The sequence below is a fragment of the Microbacterium testaceum genome (assembly GCF_003075375.1).
In the GTDB taxonomy this organism is placed as follows: domain Bacteria; phylum Actinomycetota; class Actinomycetes; order Actinomycetales; family Microbacteriaceae; genus Microbacterium; species Microbacterium testaceum_E.
On the sequence record NZ_QDFT01000008.1, the window covers coordinates 57,502 to 81,492 of the forward strand.

Consider the following 23,991-nt stretch of genomic DNA (forward strand, 5'->3'; position numbering starts at 1 on the left):
ATGAGCGAGTTGACCGACCCCTGGACCGATTTCGCCCGCGAGCTCGGAGTGCGGATGCTCCGCGCCCGCGCGGAGAAGCAGATGTCTCAGGAGCAGGTGGCTCATGCCGCCGGCCTCGCGACTTTCACCTATCGCAAGCTGGAGAAGGGCGAGTCCAATCCGGGTACTGCCGCGAATCCGCGTCTCAGGACCCTCGTTGCTCTCGCCGAGGTGCTGGATGTCCCTCTCAGCGACCTTCTGCCCGTCCCTCCGGAAGGTCTCGCAACCGGCCGGTGAGGGGGATGTCGGAGGTGTGCGTTTCACTGTGTTCGTGCCCACCGATGTTCGGACCGTCGCGCGCGACGGTCCCTCGAGGAAGGTGCACGCCATGAAAGACGAGACCCCCCGTAACCTCCCGTCGGTCCGACGGTGCGCATTCGCATGGTGCGCGACCCCACACGGCGAAACAGTCCACCCCGCGGACGAGGACCACCGCAGCGAGGGCTTCGCCCTGACCATCAGGGCGAGAGACGTGCGGACGCACGGCGACGGGGACACCGTCGACGTCGAGATCGGTGTCCTCCGGCGCCAGGACGACGATTCGACCTGGATCGTCATCGAGACGGGCGAGCGGTCGTCGGTCGCGATCCACCTCGACGACGCCGCGGCTATCGGGCGCCGGATCCTCCGCGAGACGCATCGGGCACGCGGGGTCGCCGTTCCCCCGACGGCATCCTCGATCGCGTGAAGCGGGGGCTCAGCTCTCGGAACGATTGCGGCGCTCGACGCGTCGGTCATGCAGCCAGGTCCACACCGCTGAGCCGGCGTACAGGGCGCAGAGGGGCAGGGCGATGACGAGCATGCTCAGCAGGTCGGCGGGGGGCGTGACAGCGGCGGAGAAGACGATGATCACGACGAGAGCGACCCGCCACCCCCGCACGATCGTGCGCCCGCTGAGCACCCCGACCGCATTCAGCGCGATCAAGACCAGGGGCGACACGAAGGAGAGGCCGACCCCGACCACGAGCTTCAGGAGGAAATCGAAGTACTGACTCGCCGTCAGCATCGTGGTCGATCCGGCGGGGGCGAAGCCCGCGAGCAGTGTCACGATCTGCGGCACCACCATCCATCCGAAGGCGACGCCGCCGAAGAACAAGGGAACGGCAGTCGCCACGAACAGGAGGCCGGCGCGCCGTTCGCGCGAGGTGAGCCCGGGTACCAGGAACGCCCACCCCTCGAAGATCCAGACCGGCGCCGCGAGCACGATGCCGAGCGCGAGGGCGATCTTGAAGCGCAGGTCGAAGGCCTCGCCGATACGGGTGAAGTTCAGCCCCGTGAGCGAGGGGCCCTGAAGATGCCGCAGGGGCTCGGCTGCGGCGGCGATCACGAGGTCGCTCATCGCGAACCCGGCGATACCGGCGACAGCGACGGCGATCGCGCAGATGGTCACGCGACGCCGCAATTCGGACAGATGGGCGAGGAGCGGCATCCGGCCCCCGTCCCCGGCCCCCTCCGGGGTCGGGAGATGCCGCGTCCCGCGGATCACGTCGTCGACGTCGTCGTGTCGGGGCGACCGGTCTCGGTGGTCTCGTCGGTGGAACGGCCGGGCTCCGACGCGGAGTCCTTCGTCTCCGAGCGCAGGATGCGGACCGACTGGCCGACGCTCTTGGCCAGCGCGGGGAGCTTCGCCGCGCCGAAGAGGAGAACGACGACGGCGAGGATGAGCAGTAGATGCCAGCCCGAGAACGCATTTCCGAAGATGCCCATGGCGACCTTTCTGTCGTGGATCCTCCCATCGTGCGAGCGCGAGCCGCATCGCCGGGGGATTACCGGCTCAACCTCGCCCGTCCGCCATTCCTACTTCACCCGCACCACGGGGACGCGATGATTTCCGGGGGTGAGGAGGTCCGGAAGAGGAGGGCGGTGTACTGGACGCCGTGCGTGAATGACGCGCGAGAGGAGAGTGCGATGCTCGAGGCCGTTCGATGATGCGTGACCGTCTGGTGATCGTGTGCACCGCCAACATGATCCGCTCGCCTTTCATAGCGGGCCTGCTCGCATCGCGGCTGGCCTCATCCCCTCAGGTTCGGCTCCATCTGGAGAGCGCGGGGACGGCCGCTCGGCCGGGGGCCTCGGCGACCGGTGAGGTGCTGGAGGTGGCACGGACGTACGGAATGGACCTCAGCACTCACCGCGCACGGCGACTGACGGACGGCATCCTCCAGCCGGGAGACACGGTGCTGTGCGCCGAACGCGCGCATCGCCGGGTCGTCCTCGACCTGCGACCAGACCTGGTCTCGTCGGTCTTCACGGTGCGCGAGTTCGCGCGACGCGCCGAGGCGGTGTGCGCGCGAGGCGAGGCGACCGACTGGCCGTCGATGGTTCGGGCGGCGGGGCGGCAGCGCCTCGCGACGCCCGGCGAGGGAGGTGGCGAGGACGACATCGTCGACCCGATCGGCGGCTCGCGGTCGGTGTGGCGCGACTTCGAACGCCAGGCCACTCTGGCGGTGTCGAGCATCCTGGGGGCCGTTTCGACGCTCTCCGTTCCGACATCCGCCACGAGCGAGCCGCGACCCATGACGCGGCGGGAGTATCGCCGCCGCTCCGTCGGCGCTTCCTCGCACCCGGTCGTGCGGGGGGCTTGACGATGCTGGGCCTCGACATCGACAAGCTGGTGCTGGTGGGCATCCTGATCGGTCTCGTCGTAGGACCCGGTCACCTGCGCGAGTGGAGCCGGGAGCTGCCCCGTCGCATCGGTCGTCTTCACGCGCTGTACCAGCAGGGGCGCTCGCAGGTACTCCGCGAACTCGAGACCGCGGCCCCCGAGTGGAGGGAATACGACCCGCGCCGTCTCGACCCTCGTCGGGTGCTTCGCGAGGTCGCGTCCGCGGACGCGCCGGAAAGTATCGCCCCGTGGCGGGTGACCTCAAACCCGACTTCGGGTGTGGTTTCGGGTGACTCGTCGGCAGACCAGGGCGGTCACGGTCACGCCGGCGAGGGCGCCCACGGCATTGGCGACGACATCCCCCGCACTCGCGGTGCGGCCGGGGAGGAGGACCGCCTGGGCGGTCTCGATGATCGTCGGGACGCCCAGCGACACGACCAGCACGACCCAGGGCCAGCGCCGCAGGAAGACGGCGAGCAGGACACCGAAGGGCACGAACAACAGCACGTTCAGCGCGAAGTCGACCTGCAACGGGTCCGCGCCGGGGAAGACCGCGTAGATGACGCCGTAGGCGAAGCCCGCGTCCCGATCGAGATGGTCGGGCCACAGGAGGATCACGGCCAGCCCCGCCGCGTAGAGCCCGCCCAGGACCAGGACGGCGCGCCGACGGGCGCTGATCTCGCGGCCCGGCCGCGCACCTCGCCCTGAGGCCGGCCCCCGGGGACGCACGCCCCACGGCGGCGTGCGTGCGGGGGAGCGGGCGGGCCGCGGCATCCTCAATCCTTCCTGGCGAACGTCCGACGGACGATGCGCAGCAGACCGAGGAAACCGAACAGCCCGACTCCTGCGCCCAGCACCGCGAAGAGCGTGATGGATCCCCCGAGCACGGGGCCACCACCGCTCACGATGAGCACGACAGCCAGGACGACGGCCGCGATCGACACGAGCGTCGACGCGATCTCCGCCGTCGCGCGGTCGAGAAGGCCGCGCAGGTCGCGGCCGTCCTCGCCGCGCAGGGTGATGCCGATCGACCCCTTCTCGGCACCGGTGAGCAGCGCGTCCAACCGACGCGGGATCTGTTCGAGGCGCGCCATGCCGATCACCGCGTTCGCCTGCACGTCGGTGGCCATGCGTGAGAGGGACAGCGTGCGGCGCAGGAGGGTGGGCATGAGCGCGAGCGCGCGACCGGCCATGTCGAAATCGTCCACGATCACGCGCAGGCATCCCTCGAGTGTCGCGAAACTGCGGAAGGCGGAGGCCAGTTCACCGGGGAGGGCGAGGCGATGCTGCCGGATCACGTCGACCATCCGCGTGAAGATGGACGCGTGCGCGTCGCTGCGCAGGTGCTCGGTCGTCAGGACCACGCCCACGTCGTGGCGGAAGGCTTCGAGGTCGAGGTCGGCGGGGGCCTCCACGATGAGGAGGAGGGCGTCGACGGCCGCGACGTCGTTCTCGCTCAGCGCGGCCAGCAGCAGGGCGGTGAGGTGCTGACGGCGACTGCGCTCGATGACCCCGACGGCGCCGAAGTCGATCATGCCGAGCGTGCCGTCCTCGCGCAGCAGCACGTTGCCCGGATGCAGGTCGGCGTGGAAGACGCCGTAGACGAGGATCTGCTCGATGACCGTCGACATGAGCACCTCCGCCAGGCGGTCGCGCGCGGCGGCATCCATCCGCGAGAGCCGATCCGCGGAATCGCTGAGCGCGGTGCCGTCGACCAGTCCCATCGTCAGGACGCGCTGGTGCGAAGCGGCGGGGAAGATCGCGGGAGCCGTGACGGCGCGCCGCCGGAGGGGATCGGCCCGGTCGATGCGGTCGAGGGTGGCGCCGATCATCTGCGTGTTGCGGGCCTCGATACGGTAGTCGAGCTCTTCGAGGAGCGTCGTGGTGAACCCCCGGGCGACGGACTCGATGCGCAGATCGCGGCCGACGCGCGTGCGCGCCTCGGCCCGGTGCGCGAGCCGCAGGATGATGTCGGCGTCCGCCTCGACCTGGGCGCGGGCCGCCGGCCGCTGCACCTTGACCACGACGTCGGTACCGTCGAGCAGACGCGCACGGTGCACCTGGGCGACCGAGGCTGCGGCCAGGGGAACGGGGTCGACCTCGGCGAACACCTGGTCGAGGGGGACGTCGAGATCACCCTCGATGACCGCGCGCACGGTCTGCCAGGGCAGCGTCGTGGCGTTCGTCTGCAGCGAGGCGAGGGCGCTCAGATACGGCTCGGGCACGAGGTCGCGACGGGTGGAGAGCACCTGTCCCAACTTGACGAAGCTCACGCCGGCGTCGTTAATGGTCGCGACGATCGCGTTGGCGCGCTCCTCCGACGTGCTGAGCTGCTCCTCGACACGGGCGCGGCCCCCGTGGAAGAGCCACCCGACCCCGTGCCGTGAGGCGATCGCGAGGATGTCGATGTAGCGCCGCGTGCGCTTGCGCTGACGGAGGGCCGCGCGGACGAGGTCGATCGGATTGGGCAGGGGGCGGGTGGGGAAGATGGCCTCGCTCGCGACGAGCGCGGCGACGCCCAGGGCGAAGACCCACGCCAGCGAGAGGACCGTCACGCCGATCCACAGCCACAGGTCGTCGGGAGGGACCGCCCCCGCGGAATCGAGGCCGGTCTGACGCAGGGTCCAGGCGGTCGAGGGCACGCCGACGAAGAAGACGACGAGGCCCACGACGATGCTGCGGGGCCATCCGACCGCGGTACCCAGGATCCGACGCGCCACGAATCCGACGAGCACCGCCGAGACGACGGCGGAGATCGAGATGAGGATGCTGGCGACCACGGGGTCAGCGTATCCCGGCGGGGATCGCGGCTCCGCCGGATTCGCCGACCCCGCGCGACGAGGTGGGGCGGGTCAGGAGCCGCCGGTGAACCGCTGCCAGAGGTCGCCCAGGAGCGGCCCGACGTCGCTGACGCGTTCCGCGGAGCCGGCCGCGACCGCGATCACCGGGAACGCGGTCACGGCGAGGGAGACCAGCACCGCGAAGACGGCGGCCGCCCACGCGGAAGCGGGACGACGGCGCGTCACCGCGAAGAGCAGGAGGGCCGCCACGACGACGATCCCCACCAGGGTCACGGCCGTCACGCTCAGGCCGGGGAAGGGCACGAGACCCGCGGATGAGGCGGTCACGCCGATCAGGAGTCCCGCGAGAGGCAGGAACAGTCCGAGCGCGACGAGCACGACGACGGCCGTGCCGGTGACGGCGGCGATCAGGCTCTGGCGCGACCGAACGAGACGGCCGGGGGCGGTGGTGCGCATCATCGACTCCTCTCGCGAGCGGTGCTCACTTGCGGAGTTCGCGGAACGTCTTCTCGGCCCGCTTCTGCGCCGCGGCTGCGGCCTTCTTCGCCGCCTTGTGGCGGCGCTTGCGGGCGCGAGGGTCGTTCCACAGGCGCACCAGCTGGTGGCCCACCGACTCACGGCTCTTCATCTGCACGCGCGGGGTGCGTGTTCCGACGACATAGGCGATCACCGCGACCGCGCCGATCAGGACGATCTTGTTGCGCATGGCATCCTCCGTTCGGACGGGCTCTCCCGCTCGGGGCCCCGCCCGGGAGGGCGAGACGGCGGTCCCGTCAGGGAAAAGACGTGTCGAGCGGGGGATTCGTCACGCGCGGCGCGCGCTCAGTCGTCGTGACCGCGCGCGAGACGGATGCGGCGGCCCTCGGCGACGTCCTTCTCTTCGCGCTCGCGCGCCTTCTCGAGCTTCGCGGTGCCGCGCGGCGGCAGCTGCAGTTCGCGCTCGGCGGGGATGCCGGCCTGGAGCTGACGGCCGCGTTCGAGCTCGGCATCCAATTCGGCTCCGAACAGGATCGCGATGTTGGCGATCCACAGCCACAGCAGGAAGACGATGACGCCGGCGAGCGATCCGTACGTGCGGTCGTAGCTCGAGAAAGTCGTCACGTAGAAGCCGAAGCCGGCGGTCGCGAGGGCCAGGATGACGATGGCCGTGAGGGCTCCGACGCTGATCCACCGGAACTTCGGCTGCTTCGCGTTGGGCGAGCCGTAATAGAGCACCGCGAGGATGAGCACGACGACCCCCAGGAGGACGGGCCATTTGACGATGTTCCACGTGGTCACGACGGCGGTGCCCAGCCCGAGGGCCTCGCCCACCGCTTCGGCGACGGGCCCGGACACGATCAGCAGCAGCGCCGCGAGGGCGACGAGGACCACCGTGATGAGCGTCAGCAGCAGCTGCACCGGCACGAGTTTGAGGAAGGGGCGGCCCTCGTCGATCTCGTAGATGCGGTTCATCCCGCGTCCGAGCGCGCGGACGTACCCGGAGGCGGACCAGATCGCGAGCACCAGGCCCGTGACCAGTGCGAAGCCCGCTGCCGGGGAGGCCGCCAGCTGCCGGATGGGGTCGCTGAGCATCTCGGCGGAGCCGCCCGGGGCGACATCGCGGATGATTCCGAGCACCGTTTCGGCCGCCGCGTCGCTCTGACCGATCACACCCAGCAGGGAGAACACCGCGATGAGCCCGGGGAACAGCGCGAGGACGCCGTAGTACACCAGGCTCGCGGCGATGTCGGTGCACTGGTCGGTTCCGAACTCCCGCACGGTCTTGCGCAGGACGTACTTCCAGGAGCGTGCGTGCAGGTCGGTGGGGGAGTCGGGTGCTGCGGTGGGTGCGGACACGTGGAGCCTTTCGCCGGGGGGACTCTCCGGTCTACGCGGCGCGAGTGAGGGCGTCGCGCCCGTTGACCGGGCCCCGCGCATATGGAAGACGCCCCAGCCGGGGCCGGGGCGTCTCGGGGCGCGAGGCGTCAGGGACGCCCCATCCCGTAGTAGGTCCACCCGGCCGCGCGCCACGCGGCGGGGTCGAGGCAGTTGCGCCCGTCGATGACGACGCGCCCGCGGGCGAGGGACGCCGCGTGCTCGGGGGAGAGATGGCGACGGTACTCGTCCCACTCGGTCACGACGATCACGGCGTCCGCATCGCGAAGAGTGGCGTCGAGGTCGCTGTCGTACGTGAGCTGGGGGTGCAGGCGCCGCGCGTTGTCGATGGCGGCCGGGTCGGTCAGCGTCACGCGGGCGCCGAGACCGTGCAGGCGCACGGCGACGTCGAGCGCGGGGGAGTCGCGGATGTCGTCGCTGTGGGGCTTGAACGCCGCGCCGAGCACGGCGATCTTCTTGTCGAAGACGCTGCCGTCCAGTGCGGTCGTCGCCAATTCGACCGCACGGTCGCGCCGGCGGAGGTTGATCGCGTCGATCTCGCGGAGGAAGGCGACCGATTCGCCTCGGCCGAGCTCCTCGGCGCGAGCCGAGAAGGCGCGGATGTCCTTGGGCAGGCAGCCGCCGCCGAAACCGATGCCGGCGCCCAGGAAGCGACGACCGATGCGGGCGTCGTGTCCGATCGCGTCGGCGAGTGTCGTGACGTCGGCGCCGGTGACCTCCGCGATCTCGGCCATGGCGTTGATGAAGCTGATCTTCGTGGCCAGGAACGCGTTCGCCGACACCTTGACGAGCTCCGCCGTCGCGTAGTCGGTGACGATGAACGGCGTGCCCTTGGCCACCGAGGGGTGGTACACCTCGCGCAGGATCTCGGCCGCCCGCTCACCCTCGGCAGTGGGGGCGCCGTCGTCCGAGGGGACGCCGGCGACGAGGCGATCCGGGTCGATCGTGTCCTGCACCGCCCAGCCCTCGCGCAGGAACTCCGGGTTCCAGACGAGGGTGGCCCCGCGCTCCGACACGCGGGGGGCGAGGCGCGCGGCCGTGCCGACGGGCACGGTGGACTTGCCGGCGACGATGTCGCCCTCGGCGAGGAAGGGCAGCAGTCCGTCGATCGCGGCATCCACGTAGGTGAGGTCGGCCGCGTACCCGCCCGCCTGCTGGGGTGTGCCGACGCCCACGAAGTGCACGGCGGCGCCCTGGGCAGCGGCCATGTCGGTCGTGAAGGACAGTCGACCCGAGGCGATGCCCTCGGTGAGGATCTCTTGCAGGCCGGGTTCGAAGAAGGGCGCCTCACCCTTGGAGAGGGCGGCGATCTTGCGCTCGTCGACGTCGATACCCACGACCTCGTGACCGATGGATGCCATGGCAGCCGCGTGCACGGCTCCGAGGTATCCGCAACCTACAACAGACAGACGCATGGCGAGAGCCTTTCAGTTCGGTGCCGTCCTCCGCCGATGGGCGGGAGCGCGGCGGGGAGGGGGTGAGTCATGCGGCGGTGTCGCCCGGGGCGAGAGCGGCGCGGGCTGTGCGGCCCAGGATGACGAAGTCACTCAGAAGGGTCCAGTTTTCCACGTACGACAGATCGAGGCGGACCGACTCCTCCCACGAGAGAGAGGACCGTCCGCTGACCTGCCACAGGCCCGTGATGCCGGGTTTGGCCAGGAAGCGGCGGTGCACGTGGTCGGCGTACACGGCGACCTCGGACGGCAGCGGGGGACGCGGGCCGACGAGCGACATGGACCCGCCGATGACGTTGAACAGCTGGGGCAGTTCATCGAGACTGAACTTGCGCATGATCCGCCCGATGGGCGTCACGCGCGGGTCGTTCTTCATCTTGAACAGGACCTCGTTGCCCGCGTCGCGCTGCTGCGCGGCGAGTTGGGCGAGCAGCTCCTCGGCATTGACGACCATCGACCGGAACTTGATCATGGTGAACTCGCGGCCGCGGAAGCCGACGCGCGTCTGACGGAAGAAGACCGGGCCTTCGCTGGACAGTCGGACCGCGATGACGAGGAACATCAGCAGCGGGCTCAGCAGGACGACCCCGACGGAGGCGGCGATCAGGTCGACGCTGCGCTTGAGGAAGCTCTGCCCGCGCGAGAACTTGGGGGTCTCGACATGGATGAGGGGGAGTCCGGCCACCGGACGCGTGTGCAGGCGCGGGCCGGCGATGTCGACGATGCTGGGGGCGAGGACCAGGTGCTGGCGACCCGCCTCGAGGCTCCAGGAGATCTGCTTGACCTTGTCCGCCGGGAGTTCGTCGGCGCTGGTGATGGCGACGGTGTCCGCACCCGTCGCCTGCAGCGCCCTCGTGACGTCGCCGACGTGGCCCATGACGGGGATCTGCGTGCCGGGGATGACGTCGGCGATCTTGCCGTTCGGGACGCAGGCCCCGACGACCCGGTACCCGGCGCTCGGGGTGCGGGCGAACTCGCGCGCGAGCTGGGTGACCGAGTGGAGTGAGCCCACGAGCAGCACGTTCGCCGAATAGCGTCCGCGCGAGCGCTGGACGACGAGCCACTGCCGCCACATCCAGCGGGTGAGGAAGAGCACGATGATGCCGAGCGGCAGGCTGACCAGCAGGTATCCGCGGGCGACGTCGATCTGCACGAGGAAGGCGATGATCGCGACTGCGCCGAAGAGGCGGAAGCTCGCGTCGGCGATGCGGACGTACTCGGCGGAGCCCGTTCCGACGACGCGGTCGCTGCGGGACTCCACGAAGGCGAGCGCCCACATCCAGGTCACGATGAGGATCGCCGAGAACGCCCAGTAGGAGAGATCGCTGATGCGACTGTCGCGACCGGCCGCCAGTTGCGCATTGCCGAGTCCGAACCAGAGGATCTGGGTGCCGTAGACGACCCAGATCAAGGAAGCCAAGTCGGTGACGACGAGGTTGCGCCGGTACCGCGCGCGCCACGGGTCGCGCGCGTGCGAGGGCGCGCTCACGGGCTCGGGTGCGGGGAGCGCGGATGCCGCGGGCGGCGCGGAATGCAGGTGGGGGCTCGCCGTCGAGGTCCGGCCGGCGTCGGGTTCGGACGCGTTCTCGCGAAGATCGAACGTCACGTCCCGCGCCCCTCCTCCACCGGCTCGTGCCGGTTCCCCCTGCGAACGATAACAGGCAAAGATCACCCGGAAAGTCACCCGTCATCGCTTTTCATGCGCGCGAAACGTGAACGGAAAACGACATTTGCTCACCCCGAGGGTGAGGAACGGCCGGAGCAGGCCGCTTCGATACACTCGGCGCAGGTCAGCCGATACCGGCGATCGCGAGATCGCCCCGCGCCGCGGGGGAGATGAACCGCCCACCGCACGAAGGTCACGATGTCCCGCGCCTCGACCCCGCCGCCGCGCCGCCGCGTGCCCGCGGGCCTGATCGCCGCGATCGCCGCCGCCGTCATCGTGGTCGCCGCCGTCACGGGCGTCTTCGCCTTCGCGCTCCTGCGTCCCGAGTCCGCGACCGTCGGCCCGGCCGTTGCAAGTCCGTCGACCTTTACCTCCCGCCCGACCGCCACCCCGACGCTCAGCCCGACCGTGTCACCCGCTCCGACCCCGACGGCGTCGTCGACACCGACCCCCACCGCGCCGGCCGTCCCCGCGTCTCCCGCCGCCCAGGGATGCCCGGGGTCGACCACCGTCATGACCGTGTGGGCCCACCCCGACGACGACATCATCTTCGCCAACCCCACGATCTCGGACGCCATCGCCGCCGGTCAGTGCGTCCGCACGGTCTTCGTCACGGCGGGAGACGCGGGCAAGGGCGGCGGATACGTGGATGCCAGGGAGCTCGGCATCCTGCGCGCCTACAACCACATGCGGGGCACGGACGGACTATGGGACGCCACCGAGCTCACGCTGAACACGGGGATGCACGCGCGGCGTCTGACCCCCCAGAACGACCAGCGGATGTCGGTGATCTTCCTCCGTCTGCCCGACGGCAACATCACGGGAGCAGGCTTCGACGCGACGGGGCACGCCACGTTGAGCAAGCTCTACGACGGCGGCATCTCGAGCTTCGCCCCGATCGACGGGGGTCCGGCGGTCATGCGGGACCAGCTGCTGGCATCCGTCCGCGAGATCGGCACCGCTCTCGCCCCGGCGGTGACCCTCACCCACATCCCCCGTGGCTCCGCCTTCGCCCCGGGCGACCACCCCGACCACTCGGTCGTGGGCAGCATCGTGCGCGACGCGCTGAGCGCGGATGCGACGGTGGGGCCCGGCATCCGCTACTTCGTGGGATACCCCTCTCTCGACCTGCCGCGCAACCTCGACGGTGCGGTGCTCGACGCGAAGGTCGACACCTACCGCATCTACACGCAGCAGGACGAGGTCATCCGGTGCGCGGACCGCTCCGCGTGCCTGAAGACCCGCAAGTTCGGCGAGTGGCTGCAGCGTTCCTACCCGAAGACCGAGGCGGAGCTGCAGTTCGGCTGAGCGGGCCTAGGCACCGTCGAGGGTCCCGGCGACCGCGGTTCGGGCGTCGCGTTCGGCAATGATCTCGATGAAGTCCTTGACGGGGGCGTCGGCGTACTTGTCGACGGCGGCCGCCGCCTCATCGTGGACGACCTCGTCGGGCGCCGCGGGGAAGCGCGCCTGCACGCGCTCCTCGACCTCCGCCACGGTCTCGTCTTTGTCGAAGTCCTGGTCGCGCGTCGTCATGACCGGCCTCAGTGCTGGTACGTGCCGTGCAGGATGGCGCGGCCGAGGGTCTTAAAGGCGAGATTGAACGAGACGACTGCGGGAGACGCGTCCGCGTCGACGCCGAGGGTCTCCTCGGACACCGCGTGCACGACGAAGAAGTACCGGTGGGGCTGATCGCCCTGCGGGGGCGCGGCGCCCATAAATCCCGACTCGCCACCGTCGTTGCGCACGTGGAAGGCTCCGTCCGGCAGTGTGGCGCCGGCCGCTCCCGTGGGCAGTTCCTGGACGTCGGCGGGCACGTCGACGAGGACCCAGTGCCAGAAACCACTCGGGGTCGGGGCGTCGGGGTCGAAGGCCGTGACGACGAACGATTTCGTGCCCTCGGGCGCACCGGACCAGCGCAGGTGCGGGGACGTGTTGCCCTTCTCAGCGACCTGATCGTCCTTCAGGGGCCGCCCGTCGGAGACGTCGTCGCTGGTGACGTCGAAGGACGCGACGGCGGGGAGCAGCGGATACGGGTCGGGGGTCTGGGGACGCGTGAGATCAGCCATGGGCGCGAACATAACGCGGCCCCCTGACGGGGCCGGAGGGCTTGCATCGCCCGCGGAGGGCGGTTAGCGCTCAGCGGGGGAGGGCGAGCAGCGAGCGCGCGGCGTCGTGGCATCCGTCCGGGGCGGGGAGCCCGTAGTCGATCTCGACGACGCCGCGCAGCTCCGCGGCAAGATCATCGACGGAGGGCCGGACGTCGAGGGCCTCGAGGATGGGGAGGATCAGGTCGTCGTACTCGTCGTCGGGCCACCCCCGGCCGATGAGATGCACGCCGATGGGGTCCCACTCGTTGAGGACCGCACGGACGCGGAGGGCTACGGGCGACAGTGACCGCGGCGGTGAGGACGTCTGCATAGGGCGAGTGTCGACGGGCTCCTTAGGTTCTCGCTGAGGATCGTCGATGCGTTCGGTGCGGGCTGCGGGGGCTGTCGGTTCACCCGTCGGATGATGAATCGCCGCGACCGGCTCACACGCCCGCCCGGCGGTGGCTCCGCGGGGTTGCGTGTCCGGGATGCCGCCCCGGGCGCGATAGCGTCGGATGGCGCCCACGGGTGCGGAATCCGAGATCCGTCGCCGGGGGGCGCATGACAGGACGGAGTCGCCGTGAGTGACATCGACGAGCCTTCGACCGGGGAACCCTCCCCGCCCGAGGGGGCGCCCGCGCGCCCCGGGCTCAGTCGTCGAGCGCTGCTGTTCGGCGGGATCGCCGTCGGCGGACTCGCCGCCCTGGGCGGAGGTGCCCTGGTGTACCGCGAGATCCGTCGCTCCGCCGGGCCCGAAGGCACGTGGGTCAAACTCAGCCCGATCGTCCCCGTGCCCGACGCGCTGCCGCGGGAGCAGTCGCCCGCGTTCGAGGAGGCGGGCACCGAAACCACCGTGGCCGTGTGGGCGCACGCCGACGACGACATCATCTTCGCCAACCCGCACCTGAGCACGGTCATCGCCTCGGGGGCGACGCTGCGGACGATCTTCGTGACCGCGGGCGACGCGGGTCGCGGACTGGCGTACGCGCAGCAGCGCGAAGCGGGCATCCGCGCCGCCTACGACATGATGCGGGGCAGCACGGCGCCCTGGCAGACGCGCGAGATCACCCTGCTGAGCGGTGCTCGGGTGACGCGGTTCGTGCCGAGCGACGACCCCCGCCTCTCGGTGACCGTGCTGCGTCTGCCCGACGGCAACCTCAGCGCGAAGGGCTTCCCCAGCACGGGCGATGCCGGTCTGACGCAGCTGATCAACGGCATCGTTCCGGCGCTGAAGCCGATCGACGACGGTCCGACGCTGGACGCGGGCCGTCTGTCCGACACGATCGCCGAGCTGATCCATGCCGCGGGGGCCGATCGCATCACGACGAACATCCCGCACGAGAGCGCGTTCGCCCGGGGCGACCACCCCGACCACTCGTGCGTCGGTTCGCTGGTGCGGGCGGTCGCGCCGGCGGTCGGGATAGCGGTGGATGCCGTGACCTACTACATCGGCTACCCCTCGCAGCACGAGCCGGCGAACGTCTTCGGCACCGAGCTCGACGGCAAGGTCGACGTGTACGAGACGTACGCCGCGCACGACCCGGTCGTGACGTGCGACGGACCGGCGGCGTGTCTGGCGCAGCCCGGGTTCGGTCAATGGTTGCGCCGCTCGTACGCCAAGGGCGATGCGGAGCTGCGCTTGGCGTGACGCGCCGGACGCAGCGACGCCGCCCGCGCAGGGCGGGCGGCATCGGGTCCTGCGCGAGCAGGCCGGGACGAGGCGCGATACGTGGGGCTCAGCGCCCCGCCCCGGGGTCGGGAGAGGTCAGTCCTCCGAGACGGTGACGGTGACGTCGATGTTGCCGCGGGTCGCGTTCGAGTAGGGGCACACCTGGTGGGCCTCGTCGGCGAGCTGCTGGGCGAGCTCGGACTCGATGCCGGGCAGGACGACCTCGAGCAGCACGGCGAGCTGGTAGCCGCCCTGGCCGTTCGGGCCGATCTGCACGCGGCCGCCGACCGAGGAGTCCTCGAGCTTCACCTTGTGGCCGCGCGCGACGGCGTGGAGGGCACCGTGGAAGCAGGCGGCGTACCCGGCGGCGAACAGCTGCTCGGGGTTGGTGCCGGCGCCCGATCCGCCCATCTCGGTGGGAGGGGCGACCTCGAGGTCGATGTACGAGCCGGCGGTCACGTGACCGGTGCGGCCGTGGCCGGTCGAAACGGCTTCTGCGGTGTAGAGAACGTCCATGATGTTCCTTTCTGGGGACGGTCGGTGGGAGCGGGCGTCACGCCCGGCGGCGGGGCGCTCCGACGGCGTCGAGGACGGTGCCGGGGTGATCGCGCAGGCTCTTCATCGCCTCGGTCAACTGGTGCAACGCGTCGATCAGGTCGCGGGCGCTGTCGGCATCCGTCAGTCCTGCGCCCGCCGCGATGCAGCGGGGGACGTGCGTGAGCTCGTCGCGCAGGGCGGAGCCGCGGGCGGTGAGCGAGACGGTGACGACGCGTTCGTCGTCGCCGCCGCGGGTGCGCGTGACGTAGCCGGCGGCCTCCATGCGGGCGAGCATGGGCGACAGGGTGCCGGAATCGAGCTGCAACGCGTCGCCCAGGCCGCCCACCGTCTGCGGGCCGTCGGACCATAGCGTCACCAGGGCGATGTACTGCGGGTACGTCAGGTTCCAGGGCTCGAGCAGCACGCGGTAGGCCTGGGTGGTCGTGCGGTTCGCGGCGTAGAGGGCGAAGCACACGAGCGAGTCGACGGCGGGCATGACAGAACTATTGCACACAATTCAATTGCGCACAATGTGATTTCTCCGGCGCGCGAGCGTGGTCGGCCGATGTCAAGCCCTGCCCTCGCTCCGCCCGGACGGCGAGCATGGGTCGCATGATCAGCCGGAGCGACGCGAGCGCCACGGGACCCGCGGGATTCCTTCCCGACGGCGACCGTGATCTGCTCGCCATCAACGGGCACCACTTCGACCTCGGCGAGGGCATCGCCCCGCTCGGAGGAGACATCGCCTGAGCCCCGCCTCGCCGTGCGAGGGCCGGGTCAGTCCCGCACGTCCGCGTCGTCGTCGGCGTCGTCGAGCGGATGCCGGGTGACCAGCAGTTCGGCGACGCGCCGACGATCGACGGCGCTGACCTGGAGGGTCGCACCGTCCACCTCGACGGTGTCGCCGACGCGCGCCAAGCGCCCCAGCCGCTCGATGACGAATCCCGCGACCGTGTCCGACGCGCCGCGGGGGAGGGCGACCCCGGTGGCCTCCTCGAAGTCCTGGAGGTTGAGCCGGCCCTCCACCGTCCCGTGCTCGCCCTCGGCGAGCGGCTGCTCGGCATCGGTGTCGTACTCGTCGAAGATCTCGCCCACGACCTCCTCGACCAGGTCCTCGAGCGTGACGATGCCGTCGGTGCCGCCGTACTCGTCGACCACGACGGCGATGTGGCTCCCCTCGGCACGCATCGCGGTGAGCGTCGGCAGGACCCGCGCGGTGGACGGGATGTAGCGGATCTCGCGCACGACCGCGGTCAGCGAGCGCGCGGTGTCGTCGTACAGGTCGCGCACGTGCACGAAGCCGATCACGTCGTCGATCGTCTGCTCGGCCACCGGGTAACGCGAGAACGGCAGGTCGCGCACGCGCTCGCGGGCCTCGGCGATCGTGCCGGCGGCATCCAGCGTCACGACCTCGGGGCGGGGGCGCATGACCTCGCTGACGTGCCGGTCGCGGAGGGACAGGACGTCGTCGAGGATGCGGCGCTCGTCGGCGGGGAGGCCCTCGTGGCTCGAGACGATGTCGCGCAGCTCCTCTTCGGTGAGCTCCTCGCCCGTCTTGTCGGGATCGCCGCCGAGAAGACGCACCAGCACGTTGGTCGAGATCGACAACAGCCAGATGACGGGTCGCATGAGAGTGGCGAAACCGTTGAGGACCGGGGCGACGCCGTAGGCGAAGGCGGCGTTGCGCTGGATCGCGAGGCGCTTGGGCACCAGTTCGCCCAGCACCAGCGACAGGTAGGCGATCACCAGGGTGAGGGCGATGGTGGCGACCGTCGCCGCGGCGGCCGGCTCGAGGCCGAGCCCGGTGAAGAGCGGGGTGACCGACGGCGCGATGGACGAGGCGCCGTAGGCGGCAGAGGCGAAACCGGCCACCGTGACGCCGATCTGCACGGCGGAGAGGAACGTGTTGGGGTTGCGGGCGAGATCGGCGACCTTGCGACCGCGCTTGCCGCGCGCGGCGAGGGCGTTCACCTGGCTCTCGCGCAGCGTCACCAGTGCCATCTCGGTCGCGGCGAAGACCCCGCCGATGAGCACGAACACGACGACCAGGACGATGTTGAGGGCGAGGTCGTTCATCGACCGGCCCCCGTCGTCGTACCGCGGACGCCCGGGGTCACCCGGGCGCGCGGATGATGACCGTCGGTGCCACGCGCTGCAATCATGCGCCGAGTGTAGTGAGCGCGACGGGACAGGCGCTCCTCGCTCGCGGGGCTTGCGCGCCGGTCCGGGATCTGCCCGGTCAGCGGATCGAGCCGTCCGCGCCCGAGACGCGGACCGCGGCATCGCCCTCGAACTCGATCTTCCACACGGCGCTGTCGTTCTCGCGTTCGAGCGAGGCGCTCTCGATGCGGTCGTCACCGGGGCTCTGCGATGCCGCGATGCGGAGCGCATCGGCAAGGGTGGTCGTGGCCGCTTCCAGCGCCCGACGGTCGTCGGCGTCGATCCCGTCGCCGTCGTCCTCGGAGGATTCGACGGCGGACCCGTCGGCGCTCACCCGGACGTCGACCTCGCGGTCGCCGACCGCGACGTGGATCTCCCACCGTCCGTCGTCGACGTCGAGCTCGAAACCCCGGCCGCCCGCGGCCGACTCGGCGGTGGTGACCGCGCGGACGCCCTCGCGGTCGGTGAACCCCCCGTCGCCGGTGGACGGTGCGCAGGCGGTCACCGCAAGTGCGACGGCGACGAGGAGGGCGACGGCGGGGATGCGGGTCGGGACCATGGCGAGAGGCTAACCATCGTCTCGGGCTCGATCCGAACCGTTGCGCCGGGGACCCTCGTGTGCTGACGGGTCGATGCTCTGCGCTCGTTACCAATCCGAGACCGTTCCGTCAACCGTCGGCCGTCGTCCAGGATGGAGGCGAACCATCTGGGGCATGAGCGAGATCACCGCACACCACGGACTCCTGACCGACATCGACCTGCACGTCGACGACACCGGCGGCAGCGGTCGCCCGGTCGTCCTGATCCACGGTTGGCCCCTCTCGGGCGAATCCTGGGGCCACCAGGTTCCGGCCCTCGAGTCGGCCGGCTACCGCGTCGTGACGTACGACCGCCGCGGATTCGGTCGCAGCGACAAGCCGCGCACCGGATACGACTACGACACCTTCGCCGACGACCTGCAGGCGGTGCTCGAGACGCTCGATCTGCGCGACGCGACCCTCGTCGGCTTCTCGATGGGCGGCGGGGAAGTGGCACGCTACCTCACCCGCCACGGCAGCGACCGCGTCCACAGCGTCGTCTTCGCCGCCGCGGTCCCGCCGTACCTGGCCCAGACCGAGGACAACCCCGAGGGCCCTCTCGACGATGCGACCGCCGACGGCATGAAGCAGGGGCTCACGGATGACGAGAAGTCGTTCTACCACCAGTTCACCACCGACTTCTTCTCGGTGAACGGCTCGCTGGCCGTTCCGCAGCAGGAGCAGGCCGAGGCGGAGCGACTGGCGAACCAGGCCGACCACCACGCCGCGCTCAAGGCCATGGAGGCGTTCGCCACAACCGACTTCCGCGAGGATCTGACGCACGTGACCGTCCCGGCGCTGATCATCCACGGCGACAGCGACTCGACGGTGCCCTTCGAGGGCTCGGGCAAGCGGACGCACGAGGCGATCGCCGGCAGCGAGCTGCACGTCGTCACGGGTGCGCCCCACGGCGTGAACGTCAGCCACGCCGATGAGTTCAACCGCGTCCTGATCGACTTCCTGAAGCGCTGAGGACGTCCTGCGGGGGAGGGCCTCCTTCCCCGCAGGCAGCCCTTCTGAGCCGTTCGGCATCCGCACTCTCGCCCGCACCCGCGGTGGATGTCCGGCTCCACGAATGCCCCGTCCTGCGCGACGGGGCATTCGTGCGTGCGTCCTCACCATGCGGGTGAGTCGGTGGGTGAAGGGTGAGGCGGGATGCCGCCGCCCACCCGAGGCACCCGACCGGACGGATGATCCCCGGTCTAGCCTGCGTCCATGACCCACCCGACCCGGCGCTCCGAAAGGCGAGGGGCCGTCCGACGGTCCTGGACCGCCGACGACGCGGTCGTCGACGGGTGGGGCGCCGAGCTGTTCGGGTGGGCGGTCGTCGGTATCGGCGTGGCCACGGTGATCGGGCACCTCATCCCGGACGTCCTGCCCGGTCCGGCGGGATCGGCGACGGTGCAGGCGCTCGTCTGGATCGCCCTCGGCATCCCGGTCCTCCTGGGGCTGCGACGGTCGCGACCACGCGACCTGCTCGCGATCCGCACGATCGACGTGGCCGCGGGGCTGCTCCTCGGCATCCTGTTGCGCCTCGCCGACGGCGCGATCGAGGGGATCGGCGGCGTCTCTGCCGCGTGGCCGGCGCTGATCACCACCGACGGGGGGATCCCGGGTGAGTTCTGGGGACGGGCGGCGGCCGGAACGCTGGTGACGCCGATCGTGGAGGAGACGCTGTTCCGCGGTGTCGTGCTCGTCAGCCTCGTGCTCCTGCTCCGGCCGGTCGCGGGCTCCTCGGCCGCGGCCGTCGCCGCGATCGCGCTCTCGACGACCCTCTTCGTGGTCGCCCACGCCCTCTCCGCGCCGCAGAGTGGAGCGGACCTGCTGACGCTCGCCCTCCTGGGACTGGTCGCCGGGATCCTCACGATGACCACGAGCCGCCTCGCTCCGGCTGTGGTCACGCACCTCGTGTTCAACGCCACGGGATTCGCGCTGCTCGCCGTCGGCACCCTGCTCGCGTGAGAAGAGCGTGCGCGTTTGGCGCTGGCATCCGGATGCCGTAGTCTTGCTCTTTGGTGACCGCCTCTCTGCGAGCGGGTTGCCCGAACGTGAGCCCTCCACCGGCCCTGTTCTCCCGGCATCGACGGGGCAACGGACCACCGGAGCGGGATTCACGAACTCCTCCGTTCGATCAAGAAAGCAGCACTACTGTGACGCGCACTTTCACCCCCAAGGCCGCTGAGGTCACGCGCGAGTGGGTCGTTATCGACGCCACCGACGTCGTCCTCGGCCGTCTCGCCTCCCACGCGGCGGTCCTCCTCCGCGGCAAGCACAAGGCCACCTTCGCCAACCACATCGACTCCGGCGACTTCGTCATCGTGATCAACGCCGAGAAGGTGGCGCTCACGGGTCAGAAGCTCTCGCAGAAGAAGGCCTACCGCCACTCGGGCTTCCCGGGCGGCCTCAAGTCCGTCACCTACGACGAACTCCTCGAGAAGAACCCCGTCCGCGCGGTCGAGAAGGCCATCCGCGGCATGCTGCCCAAGAACAGCCTCGGCGCGGCGCAGCTCAAGAAGCTCAAGGTCTACCGCGGCGCCGAGCACCCCCACGGTGCCCAGCAGCCCACGGCATACACCTTCGACCAGGTCGCCCAGTAAGCGCCGCCGGATAAGGACGAAACAGTGTCGAACATCGACTCCAGCAGCTACAGCACCGAGACGCCGGCCGAGCAGTCCGCCGTCGCCACCGAGCGCCCCGTGCTCTCGGTCCCCGGCGCAGCCGTGGGCCGTCGCAAGCAGGCCATCGCCCGCGTGCGTCTCGTCCCGGGCTCGGGCACGATCACGGTCAACGGCCGCACGATCGAGGACTACTTCCCCAACAAGCTGCACCAGCAGCTGATCAACGACCCGTTCACGGTCCTCGAGCTCGCCGGCTCGTACGACGTGATCGCCCGCATCTCCGGTGGTGGCCCCTCGGGTCAGGCCGGCGCGCTGCGCCTGGGCATCGCCCGTGCGCTCAACGAGATCGACGCCGAGAACAACCGCCCGACCCTGAAGAAGGCCGGCTTCCTCTCGCGCGACGCTCGCGTCAAGGAGCGCAAGAAGGCCGGTCTCAAGAAGGCCCGCAAGGCGCCTCAGTACTCCAAGCGCTGAGTTCGATCCTCCGTATGCCTCTTTTCGGCACGGACGGGGTGCGGGGGCTGGCCAACGGCCTCCTCACCGCCGAACTCGCGCTGCACCTGGCCCAGGCGACTGCTGTCGTCCTGGGCCAGGGCCGTTCTGCGGAGGCGCGCAAGGCGGAGGGCCGTCGACTGACGGCCGTCGTCGCGCGCGACCCGCGGGTGTCGGGGGAGTTCCTCGCCGCCGCGGTGGCCGCAGGACTCGCCTCCTCGGGCGTCGACGTGCTCGACGCCGGAGTGATCCCGACCCCGGCCACCGCCTTCCTCATCGCCGACCACGACGCGGACTTCGGCGTGATGGTGTCGGCCTCGCACAATCCCGCCCCCGACAACGGCATCAAGATCTTCGCCCGCGGCGGTACCAAGCTCCCCGACGTGGTCGAGCAGCGCATCGAGAGCGCCCTCGAGGGTCAGCGCCTGCAGCCCACGGGCGCCGGCGTCGGCCGCATCCGCCGCTTCGCCGACGCCGAGGACCGGTACGTCCTGCACCTGCTGGGGTCGCTGCCGCACCGGCTCGACGGCATCCACGTGGTCCTCGACTGCGCCCACGGCGCGGCCGCCGGGGTCTCGCCCGAGACGTTCCGCGACGCCGGCGCCCAGGTGACCGTGATCGGCGCCGAACCCGACGGGCTCAACATCAACGACGGGGTCGGCTCGACGCACCTCGACGTCCTGGCCGAGGCCGTCGTGCGCCTCGGTGCCGACGTCGGCATCGCGCACGACGGCGACGCCGACCGCTGCCTCGCCGTCGATGCGCACGGGAACGTCGTGGACGGCGACCAGATCATGGCGATCCTCGCCGTCGCGATGAAGGAACGCGGCGCGCTCGTGGACGACACGCTCGTGGCGACGGTGATGAGCAACCTCGGTCTGCATCGCGCGATGCAGGCGCACGGCATCCGCGTTCTGCAGACCGCCGTCGGCGACCGATACGTCCTCGAAGCGATGAACGAGGGCGGGTACTCGCTGGGTGGCGAGCAGTCCGGCCACGTCATCATGAGCGAGTTCGCCACGACCGGCGACGGCCTGCTGACGGGACTGCACATCGTCGCCGAGATGGCGCGTCAGAAGAAGACCCTCGCCGAACTCGCGTCGATCATGACGGTCTACCCGCAGGTGCTCGTGAACGTGCGCGGCGTCGACCGCGACGGTGTCGCGGACGCGGGCGTGCAGGAGGCCGTGGCCGCTTCGAGCGCGGCGCTCGGCGACTCCGGCCGCGTGCTGCTGCGCGCGTCGGGGACCGAGCCGCTCGTGCGCGTCATGGTCGAGGCCGCCGACGAGCACACCGCCCGTGCGCACGCCGACACCCTGGCCGCCGTGGTGCGGGAGCGTCTGGCGCTGTAAGCACGGCGTCTTCCGATGGGCTCGGCGCCCTCCGTTCCGGCGGGGCGCCGAGCCCTTCGTCGTCAGTACTCGAGCGACTCGATGTACCGCAGCAGCACGCCCTCGCGCAGGGCCCACGGCGAGACCTCGAGTTCCTCGACGTCCATCGCCTTCATCGCGCGCTCGACGACCACGGCTGCGGCGACGATCTGGAATGTGCGGTCCGCGGTGATGCCCGGCAGCGCTTCGCGCGCGTCGGCCGGGATGCGGGCGAGACGCGGGATCCAATCCTTCAGCTCGCGCCGCGGCAGCACCATGCGGTCGATGCCCGACCAGCCCGGCACCGGGTAGCCGGCCAGCTTGGCGAGCGAGCGGATCGCCTTCGACGAGCCGATCACGTGGTCGGGACGGGGGAGGGCGGCGAAGCGCTCGGCCACCGGGGCGAGGACGGATGCCGCGTGCCGGCGCATCGCATCGATCTCGGTCTCGCTGGGGGGATCGTGGGGAAGGAACCGCACCGTCGAGCGGCCGGCGCCGAGGGGGACGGACTCGGCCAGATCGGGCAGTTCATCGGCGCCGCCGGCGATCTCGAGCGACCCGCCGCCGATGTCGAACAGCAGGATCTGACCCGCCGACCAGCCGAACCACCGGCGGACGGCCAGGTAGGTCAGCCGGGCCTCGGTCTCTCCGCCGAGCACCTGCAGCGGCTGACCCAGCGTCTGCTCGATGAGCGCGATCACCGCTTCGCCGTTGGTGGCCTCGCGCACGGCCGAGGTCGCGGTGGCGAGCAGCTCGTCCACCCCCTCGGCGCGGGCGCGGTCGCGGGCGGCGGTCACGGCATCCACGAGTCCGCGCACCCCCTCGGGGGAGATCGATCCGTCCGGCTCGAGGTAGCGCATGAGGCGCAGAACTGAGCGATGCGAGCTCGTCGCGGTGGGGCGCCCGCCCGCCCGGGCGTTCGCGACCAGCAGGTGGACGGTGTTCGAGCCGATGTCGAGGACTCCCAGGCGCACGGTCCGAGCGTAGCGAAACGCGCGCGACGCGCGGGGCACGGGGCCTCCGCGGCCCCGCGGGTAGCATGAGCGGGTGTCCGCCGCCGAGACAGCCGTTCCCGCACCGTCGCTGAGTCCCTACCGCCAGATCGGTCGCGACGACTGGGCCCGCCTCGCCGGGGGCATCCAGCAGCCCCTCACCGAGAACGAGATCGTGCAGCTGCGCGGGATCGGCGACCGCCTCGACCCGCGCGAGGTCGCCGAGGTCTATCTGCCCCTCAGCCGTCTGCTCAGTCTCTACGCACGGGCCACGCGACGCCTGGGGGCCGATACGAGCGCCTTCCTGGGCGAACCGGATGCCACGACCCCCTTCGTCATCGGGGTCGCCGGATCCGTGGCGGTGGGCAAATCCACCATCGCGCGCCTGCTGCGCGAGCTGATGAGCCGCTGGCCCGACACCCCGCGCGTCGAACTGGTGACGACCGACGGCTTTCTGTACCCCAACGCCGAGCTCGAGCGGCGGGGACTCATGGAGCGCAAGGGCTTCCCCGAGTCCTATGACCGACGAGCGCTCGTGGAGTTCCTCAGCACGGTGAAGTCGGGCGCCGACGAGGCGCGCGCGCCGTTCTACTCGCACGTCCGGTACGACATCATCGAGGACGCCCACGTCACCGTGCACCGGCCCGACGTGGTGATCGTCGAGGGGCTGAACGTGCTGCAGCCGCCGCCGTCGCCGAACGAGGTCGCGGTCAGCGATCTCTTCGACTTCTCGATCTACGTCGACGCCGACGCCGCGCACATCGAGCGCTGGTACGTCGATCGCTTCCTCGCTCTGCGCGACAACGCCTTCACCAACCCCACGTCGTTCTTCCGCGTGTTCGCCGACATCAGCGACGACGAGGCCGTCGAGCGGGCCCTCGGCTACTGGCGCGAGATCAACCTGCCGAACCTCGAGGAGAACGTGCTGCCGACTCGGCACCGCGCCAAGCTCGTCCTGCAGAAGGGCGCCGACCACACGGTCGAGTCGGTGCTGCTCCGCAAGCTCTGAGCGCGGATCGCGGCTGCCCGCGCGGTGGTCCGCGTCGCC

At 70.8% G+C, this 23,991-nt stretch carries 29 protein-coding genes; 12 read left to right on the plus strand and 17 right to left on the minus strand.

Annotation, left to right across the window (positions count from 1 at the left end):
* Entirely contained in the window at positions 1-276 is a 276-nt protein-coding gene (locus DC432_RS05095) for a helix-turn-helix domain-containing protein (RefSeq protein WP_116536943.1), read from the plus strand.
* A gap of 235 nt (positions 277-511) precedes the next feature.
* Positions 512-727 (plus strand): hypothetical protein, encoded by a 216-nt coding sequence (locus DC432_RS16150; protein ID WP_133177885.1) that lies wholly within the window; start codon positions 512-514, stop codon positions 725-727.
* Between the two features lie 9 nt (positions 728-736).
* Here DC432_RS16150 and tatC read toward each other — a convergent pair whose 3' ends face one another.
* The gene (gene tatC, locus DC432_RS05105; RefSeq protein WP_116536945.1) at positions 737-1,468 is read right to left on the minus strand and encodes a twin-arginine translocase subunit TatC; all 732 of its coding nucleotides are present in this window, start codon (positions 1,466-1,468) and stop codon (positions 737-739) included.
* Positions 1,469-1,521: 53 nt separating this feature from the next.
* Positions 1,522-1,746, minus strand: coding sequence for a twin-arginine translocase TatA/TatE family subunit (gene tatA, locus DC432_RS05110; protein ID WP_116536946.1), 225 nt, complete (start codon positions 1,744-1,746; stop codon positions 1,522-1,524).
* A gap of 221 nt (positions 1,747-1,967) precedes the next feature.
* On the opposite strand from tatA, the gene DC432_RS05115 reads away from it, so the two are divergent.
* Positions 1,968-2,624 (plus strand): hypothetical protein, encoded by a 657-nt coding sequence (locus DC432_RS05115; RefSeq protein ID WP_279304100.1) that lies wholly within the window; start codon positions 1,968-1,970, stop codon positions 2,622-2,624.
* Positions 2,625-2,905: 281 nt separating this feature from the next.
* On the opposite strand, the gene DC432_RS05120 is transcribed toward DC432_RS05115, so the two are convergent.
* From DC432_RS05120 to DC432_RS05150, 7 genes are all read right to left on the minus strand, one after another.
* Complete coding sequence (locus DC432_RS05120; protein ID WP_116536948.1) at positions 2,906-3,418, minus strand: VanZ family protein; 513 nt, start codon at positions 3,416-3,418, stop codon at positions 2,906-2,908.
* A 2-nt stretch (positions 3,419-3,420) separates the two neighbouring features.
* Complete coding sequence (locus tag DC432_RS05125; RefSeq protein ID WP_116536949.1) at positions 3,421-5,424, minus strand: ABC1 kinase family protein; 2,004 nt, start codon at positions 5,422-5,424, stop codon at positions 3,421-3,423.
* Positions 5,425-5,496: 72 nt separating this feature from the next.
* Entirely contained in the window at positions 5,497-5,901 is a 405-nt protein-coding gene (locus DC432_RS05130) for an MFS transporter permease (protein WP_133177886.1), read from the minus strand.
* Positions 5,902-5,926: 25 nt separating this feature from the next.
* Positions 5,927-6,151, minus strand: a complete 225-nt coding sequence (locus DC432_RS05135) for a hypothetical protein (RefSeq protein ID WP_116536951.1) — start codon at positions 6,149-6,151, stop codon at positions 5,927-5,929.
* 116 nt (positions 6,152-6,267) lie between these two features.
* Positions 6,268-7,281, minus strand: a complete 1,014-nt coding sequence (locus DC432_RS05140; RefSeq protein ID WP_243393033.1) for a YihY/virulence factor BrkB family protein — start codon at positions 7,279-7,281, stop codon at positions 6,268-6,270.
* 128 nt (positions 7,282-7,409) lie between these two features.
* A complete protein-coding gene (locus tag DC432_RS05145; protein ID WP_116536953.1) occupies positions 7,410-8,735 on the minus strand; it encodes a UDP-glucose dehydrogenase family protein in 1,326 nt (441 codons plus the stop codon).
* Positions 8,736-8,802: 67 nt separating this feature from the next.
* The gene (locus tag DC432_RS05150; protein WP_243393034.1) at positions 8,803-10,380 is read right to left on the minus strand and encodes a sugar transferase; all 1,578 of its coding nucleotides are present in this window, start codon (positions 10,378-10,380) and stop codon (positions 8,803-8,805) included.
* Between the two features lie 258 nt (positions 10,381-10,638).
* Between DC432_RS05150 and DC432_RS05155 the strand changes: the two genes are divergently transcribed.
* The gene (locus tag DC432_RS05155) at positions 10,639-11,748 is read left to right on the plus strand and encodes a PIG-L family deacetylase (RefSeq protein ID WP_116536954.1); all 1,110 of its coding nucleotides are present in this window, start codon (positions 10,639-10,641) and stop codon (positions 11,746-11,748) included.
* Positions 11,749-11,754: 6 nt separating this feature from the next.
* Here DC432_RS05155 and DC432_RS05160 read toward each other — a convergent pair whose 3' ends face one another.
* The 3 genes from DC432_RS05160 to DC432_RS05170 all read right to left on the minus strand — a co-directional run bounded on the left by DC432_RS05160 (position 11,755) and on the right by DC432_RS05170 (position 12,858).
* Positions 11,755-11,973 carry a three-helix bundle dimerization domain-containing protein gene (locus DC432_RS05160; protein ID WP_116536955.1) on the minus strand — a complete coding sequence of 73 codons (219 nt, stop codon included), beginning with the start codon at positions 11,971-11,973 and terminating at the stop codon, positions 11,755-11,757.
* 8 nt (positions 11,974-11,981) lie between these two features.
* Positions 11,982-12,506 (minus strand): YbhB/YbcL family Raf kinase inhibitor-like protein, encoded by a 525-nt coding sequence (locus tag DC432_RS05165; protein ID WP_116536987.1) that lies wholly within the window; start codon positions 12,504-12,506, stop codon positions 11,982-11,984.
* 70 nt (positions 12,507-12,576) lie between these two features.
* Entirely contained in the window at positions 12,577-12,858 is a 282-nt protein-coding gene (locus tag DC432_RS05170) for a hypothetical protein (protein WP_116536956.1), read from the minus strand.
* A gap of 249 nt (positions 12,859-13,107) precedes the next feature.
* On the opposite strand from DC432_RS05170, the gene DC432_RS05175 reads away from it, so the two are divergent.
* On the plus strand, positions 13,108-14,175 hold the full coding sequence (locus DC432_RS05175; RefSeq protein WP_116536957.1) for a PIG-L family deacetylase: 1,068 nt from the start codon (positions 13,108-13,110) through the stop codon (positions 14,173-14,175).
* A gap of 117 nt (positions 14,176-14,292) precedes the next feature.
* On the opposite strand, the gene DC432_RS05180 is transcribed toward DC432_RS05175, so the two are convergent.
* Both DC432_RS05180 and DC432_RS05185 read right to left on the minus strand, forming a co-directional pair.
* Positions 14,293-14,712, minus strand: a complete 420-nt coding sequence (locus DC432_RS05180) for an organic hydroperoxide resistance protein (RefSeq protein WP_108318426.1) — start codon at positions 14,710-14,712, stop codon at positions 14,293-14,295.
* A gap of 37 nt (positions 14,713-14,749) precedes the next feature.
* On the minus strand, positions 14,750-15,229 hold the full coding sequence (locus DC432_RS05185; RefSeq protein WP_116536958.1) for a MarR family winged helix-turn-helix transcriptional regulator: 480 nt from the start codon (positions 15,227-15,229) through the stop codon (positions 14,750-14,752).
* A 116-nt stretch (positions 15,230-15,345) separates the two neighbouring features.
* Between DC432_RS05185 and DC432_RS16345 the strand changes: the two genes are divergently transcribed.
* Positions 15,346-15,483, plus strand: a complete 138-nt coding sequence (locus tag DC432_RS16345; RefSeq protein ID WP_165801186.1) for a hypothetical protein — start codon at positions 15,346-15,348, stop codon at positions 15,481-15,483.
* A 27-nt stretch (positions 15,484-15,510) separates the two neighbouring features.
* Here DC432_RS16345 and DC432_RS05190 read toward each other — a convergent pair whose 3' ends face one another.
* Both DC432_RS05190 and DC432_RS05195 read right to left on the minus strand, forming a co-directional pair.
* The gene (locus DC432_RS05190; RefSeq protein ID WP_116536959.1) at positions 15,511-16,809 is read right to left on the minus strand and encodes a hemolysin family protein; all 1,299 of its coding nucleotides are present in this window, start codon (positions 16,807-16,809) and stop codon (positions 15,511-15,513) included.
* Positions 16,810-16,972: 163 nt separating this feature from the next.
* Positions 16,973-17,452: a PepSY domain-containing protein gene (locus DC432_RS05195; RefSeq protein WP_116536960.1), complete on the minus strand. Its 480-nt coding sequence runs from the start codon at positions 17,450-17,452 to the stop codon at positions 16,973-16,975.
* Between the two features lie 154 nt (positions 17,453-17,606).
* Here DC432_RS05195 and DC432_RS05200 point away from each other — a divergent pair, with 154 nt between their 5' ends.
* From DC432_RS05200 to glmM, 5 genes are all read left to right on the plus strand, one after another.
* Entirely contained in the window at positions 17,607-18,443 is an 837-nt protein-coding gene (locus tag DC432_RS05200; RefSeq protein WP_116536961.1) for an alpha/beta fold hydrolase, read from the plus strand.
* Between the two features lie 243 nt (positions 18,444-18,686).
* The gene (locus tag DC432_RS05205) at positions 18,687-19,433 is read left to right on the plus strand and encodes a CPBP family glutamic-type intramembrane protease (protein ID WP_116536962.1); all 747 of its coding nucleotides are present in this window, start codon (positions 18,687-18,689) and stop codon (positions 19,431-19,433) included.
* Positions 19,434-19,621: 188 nt separating this feature from the next.
* Complete coding sequence (rplM, locus tag DC432_RS05210; protein WP_058624377.1) at positions 19,622-20,068, plus strand: 50S ribosomal protein L13; 447 nt, start codon at positions 19,622-19,624, stop codon at positions 20,066-20,068.
* Between the two features lie 24 nt (positions 20,069-20,092).
* Positions 20,093-20,563, plus strand: a complete 471-nt coding sequence (rpsI, locus tag DC432_RS05215) for a 30S ribosomal protein S9 (RefSeq protein ID WP_116536963.1) — start codon at positions 20,093-20,095, stop codon at positions 20,561-20,563.
* A 14-nt stretch (positions 20,564-20,577) separates the two neighbouring features.
* Positions 20,578-21,933 carry a phosphoglucosamine mutase gene (gene glmM, locus DC432_RS05220; RefSeq protein WP_116536964.1) on the plus strand — a complete coding sequence of 452 codons (1,356 nt, stop codon included), beginning with the start codon at positions 20,578-20,580 and terminating at the stop codon, positions 21,931-21,933.
* Between the two features lie 62 nt (positions 21,934-21,995).
* Here glmM and DC432_RS05225 read toward each other — a convergent pair whose 3' ends face one another.
* Complete coding sequence (locus DC432_RS05225; protein ID WP_116536988.1) at positions 21,996-22,925, minus strand: Ppx/GppA phosphatase family protein; 930 nt, start codon at positions 22,923-22,925, stop codon at positions 21,996-21,998.
* A gap of 73 nt (positions 22,926-22,998) precedes the next feature.
* Between DC432_RS05225 and coaA the strand changes: the two genes are divergently transcribed.
* Positions 22,999-23,952 (plus strand): type I pantothenate kinase, encoded by a 954-nt coding sequence (gene coaA, locus DC432_RS05230; protein WP_116536965.1) that lies wholly within the window; start codon positions 22,999-23,001, stop codon positions 23,950-23,952.
* Positions 23,953-23,991: the final 39 nt, after the last annotated feature.

What these genes read in the sequence shown, in the direction of transcription:
- DC432_RS05160 (WP_116536955.1), bottom strand. Translation starts at nt 11,973, where the DNA reads ATGACGACGCGCGACCAGGACTTCGACAAAGACGAGACCGTGGCGGAG.
- DC432_RS05145 (WP_116536953.1), bottom strand. Translation starts at nt 8,735, where the DNA reads ATGCGTCTGTCTGTTGTAGGTTGCGGATACCTCGGAGCCGTGCACGCG.
- DC432_RS05205 (WP_116536962.1), top strand. Translation starts at nt 18,687, where the DNA reads ATGACCCACCCGACCCGGCGCTCCGAAAGGCGAGGGGCCGTCCGACGG.
- DC432_RS05095 (WP_116536943.1), top strand. Translation starts at nt 1, where the DNA reads ATGAGCGAGTTGACCGACCCCTGGACCGATTTCGCCCGCGAGCTCGGA.
- tatA (WP_116536946.1), bottom strand. Translation starts at nt 1,746, where the DNA reads ATGGGCATCTTCGGAAATGCGTTCTCGGGCTGGCATCTACTGCTCATC.
- tatC (WP_116536945.1), bottom strand. Translation starts at nt 1,468, where the DNA reads ATGCCGCTCCTCGCCCATCTGTCCGAATTGCGGCGTCGCGTGACCATC.
- DC432_RS05200 (WP_116536961.1), top strand. Translation starts at nt 17,607, where the DNA reads ATGAGCGAGATCACCGCACACCACGGACTCCTGACCGACATCGACCTG.
- DC432_RS05130 (WP_133177886.1), bottom strand. Translation starts at nt 5,901, where the DNA reads ATGCGCACCACCGCCCCCGGCCGTCTCGTTCGGTCGCGCCAGAGCCTG.
- DC432_RS05190 (WP_116536959.1), bottom strand. Translation starts at nt 16,809, where the DNA reads ATGAACGACCTCGCCCTCAACATCGTCCTGGTCGTCGTGTTCGTGCTC.
- DC432_RS05165 (WP_116536987.1), bottom strand. Translation starts at nt 12,506, where the DNA reads ATGGCTGATCTCACGCGTCCCCAGACCCCCGACCCGTATCCGCTGCTC.
- DC432_RS05155 (WP_116536954.1), top strand. Translation starts at nt 10,639, where the DNA reads ATGTCCCGCGCCTCGACCCCGCCGCCGCGCCGCCGCGTGCCCGCGGGC.
- DC432_RS05115 (WP_279304100.1), top strand. Translation starts at nt 1,968, where the DNA reads ATGCGTGACCGTCTGGTGATCGTGTGCACCGCCAACATGATCCGCTCG.
- DC432_RS05185 (WP_116536958.1), bottom strand. Translation starts at nt 15,229, where the DNA reads ATGCCCGCCGTCGACTCGCTCGTGTGCTTCGCCCTCTACGCCGCGAAC.
- DC432_RS05135 (WP_116536951.1), bottom strand. Translation starts at nt 6,151, where the DNA reads ATGCGCAACAAGATCGTCCTGATCGGCGCGGTCGCGGTGATCGCCTAT.
- glmM (WP_116536964.1), top strand. Translation starts at nt 20,578, where the DNA reads ATGCCTCTTTTCGGCACGGACGGGGTGCGGGGGCTGGCCAACGGCCTC.
- DC432_RS05170 (WP_116536956.1), bottom strand. Translation starts at nt 12,858, where the DNA reads ATGCAGACGTCCTCACCGCCGCGGTCACTGTCGCCCGTAGCCCTCCGC.
- DC432_RS05180 (WP_108318426.1), bottom strand. Translation starts at nt 14,712, where the DNA reads ATGGACGTTCTCTACACCGCAGAAGCCGTTTCGACCGGCCACGGCCGC.
- DC432_RS05195 (WP_116536960.1), bottom strand. Translation starts at nt 17,452, where the DNA reads ATGGTCCCGACCCGCATCCCCGCCGTCGCCCTCCTCGTCGCCGTCGCA.
- DC432_RS16345 (WP_165801186.1), top strand. Translation starts at nt 15,346, where the DNA reads ATGATCAGCCGGAGCGACGCGAGCGCCACGGGACCCGCGGGATTCCTT.
- DC432_RS05120 (WP_116536948.1), bottom strand. Translation starts at nt 3,418, where the DNA reads ATGCCGCGGCCCGCCCGCTCCCCCGCACGCACGCCGCCGTGGGGCGTG.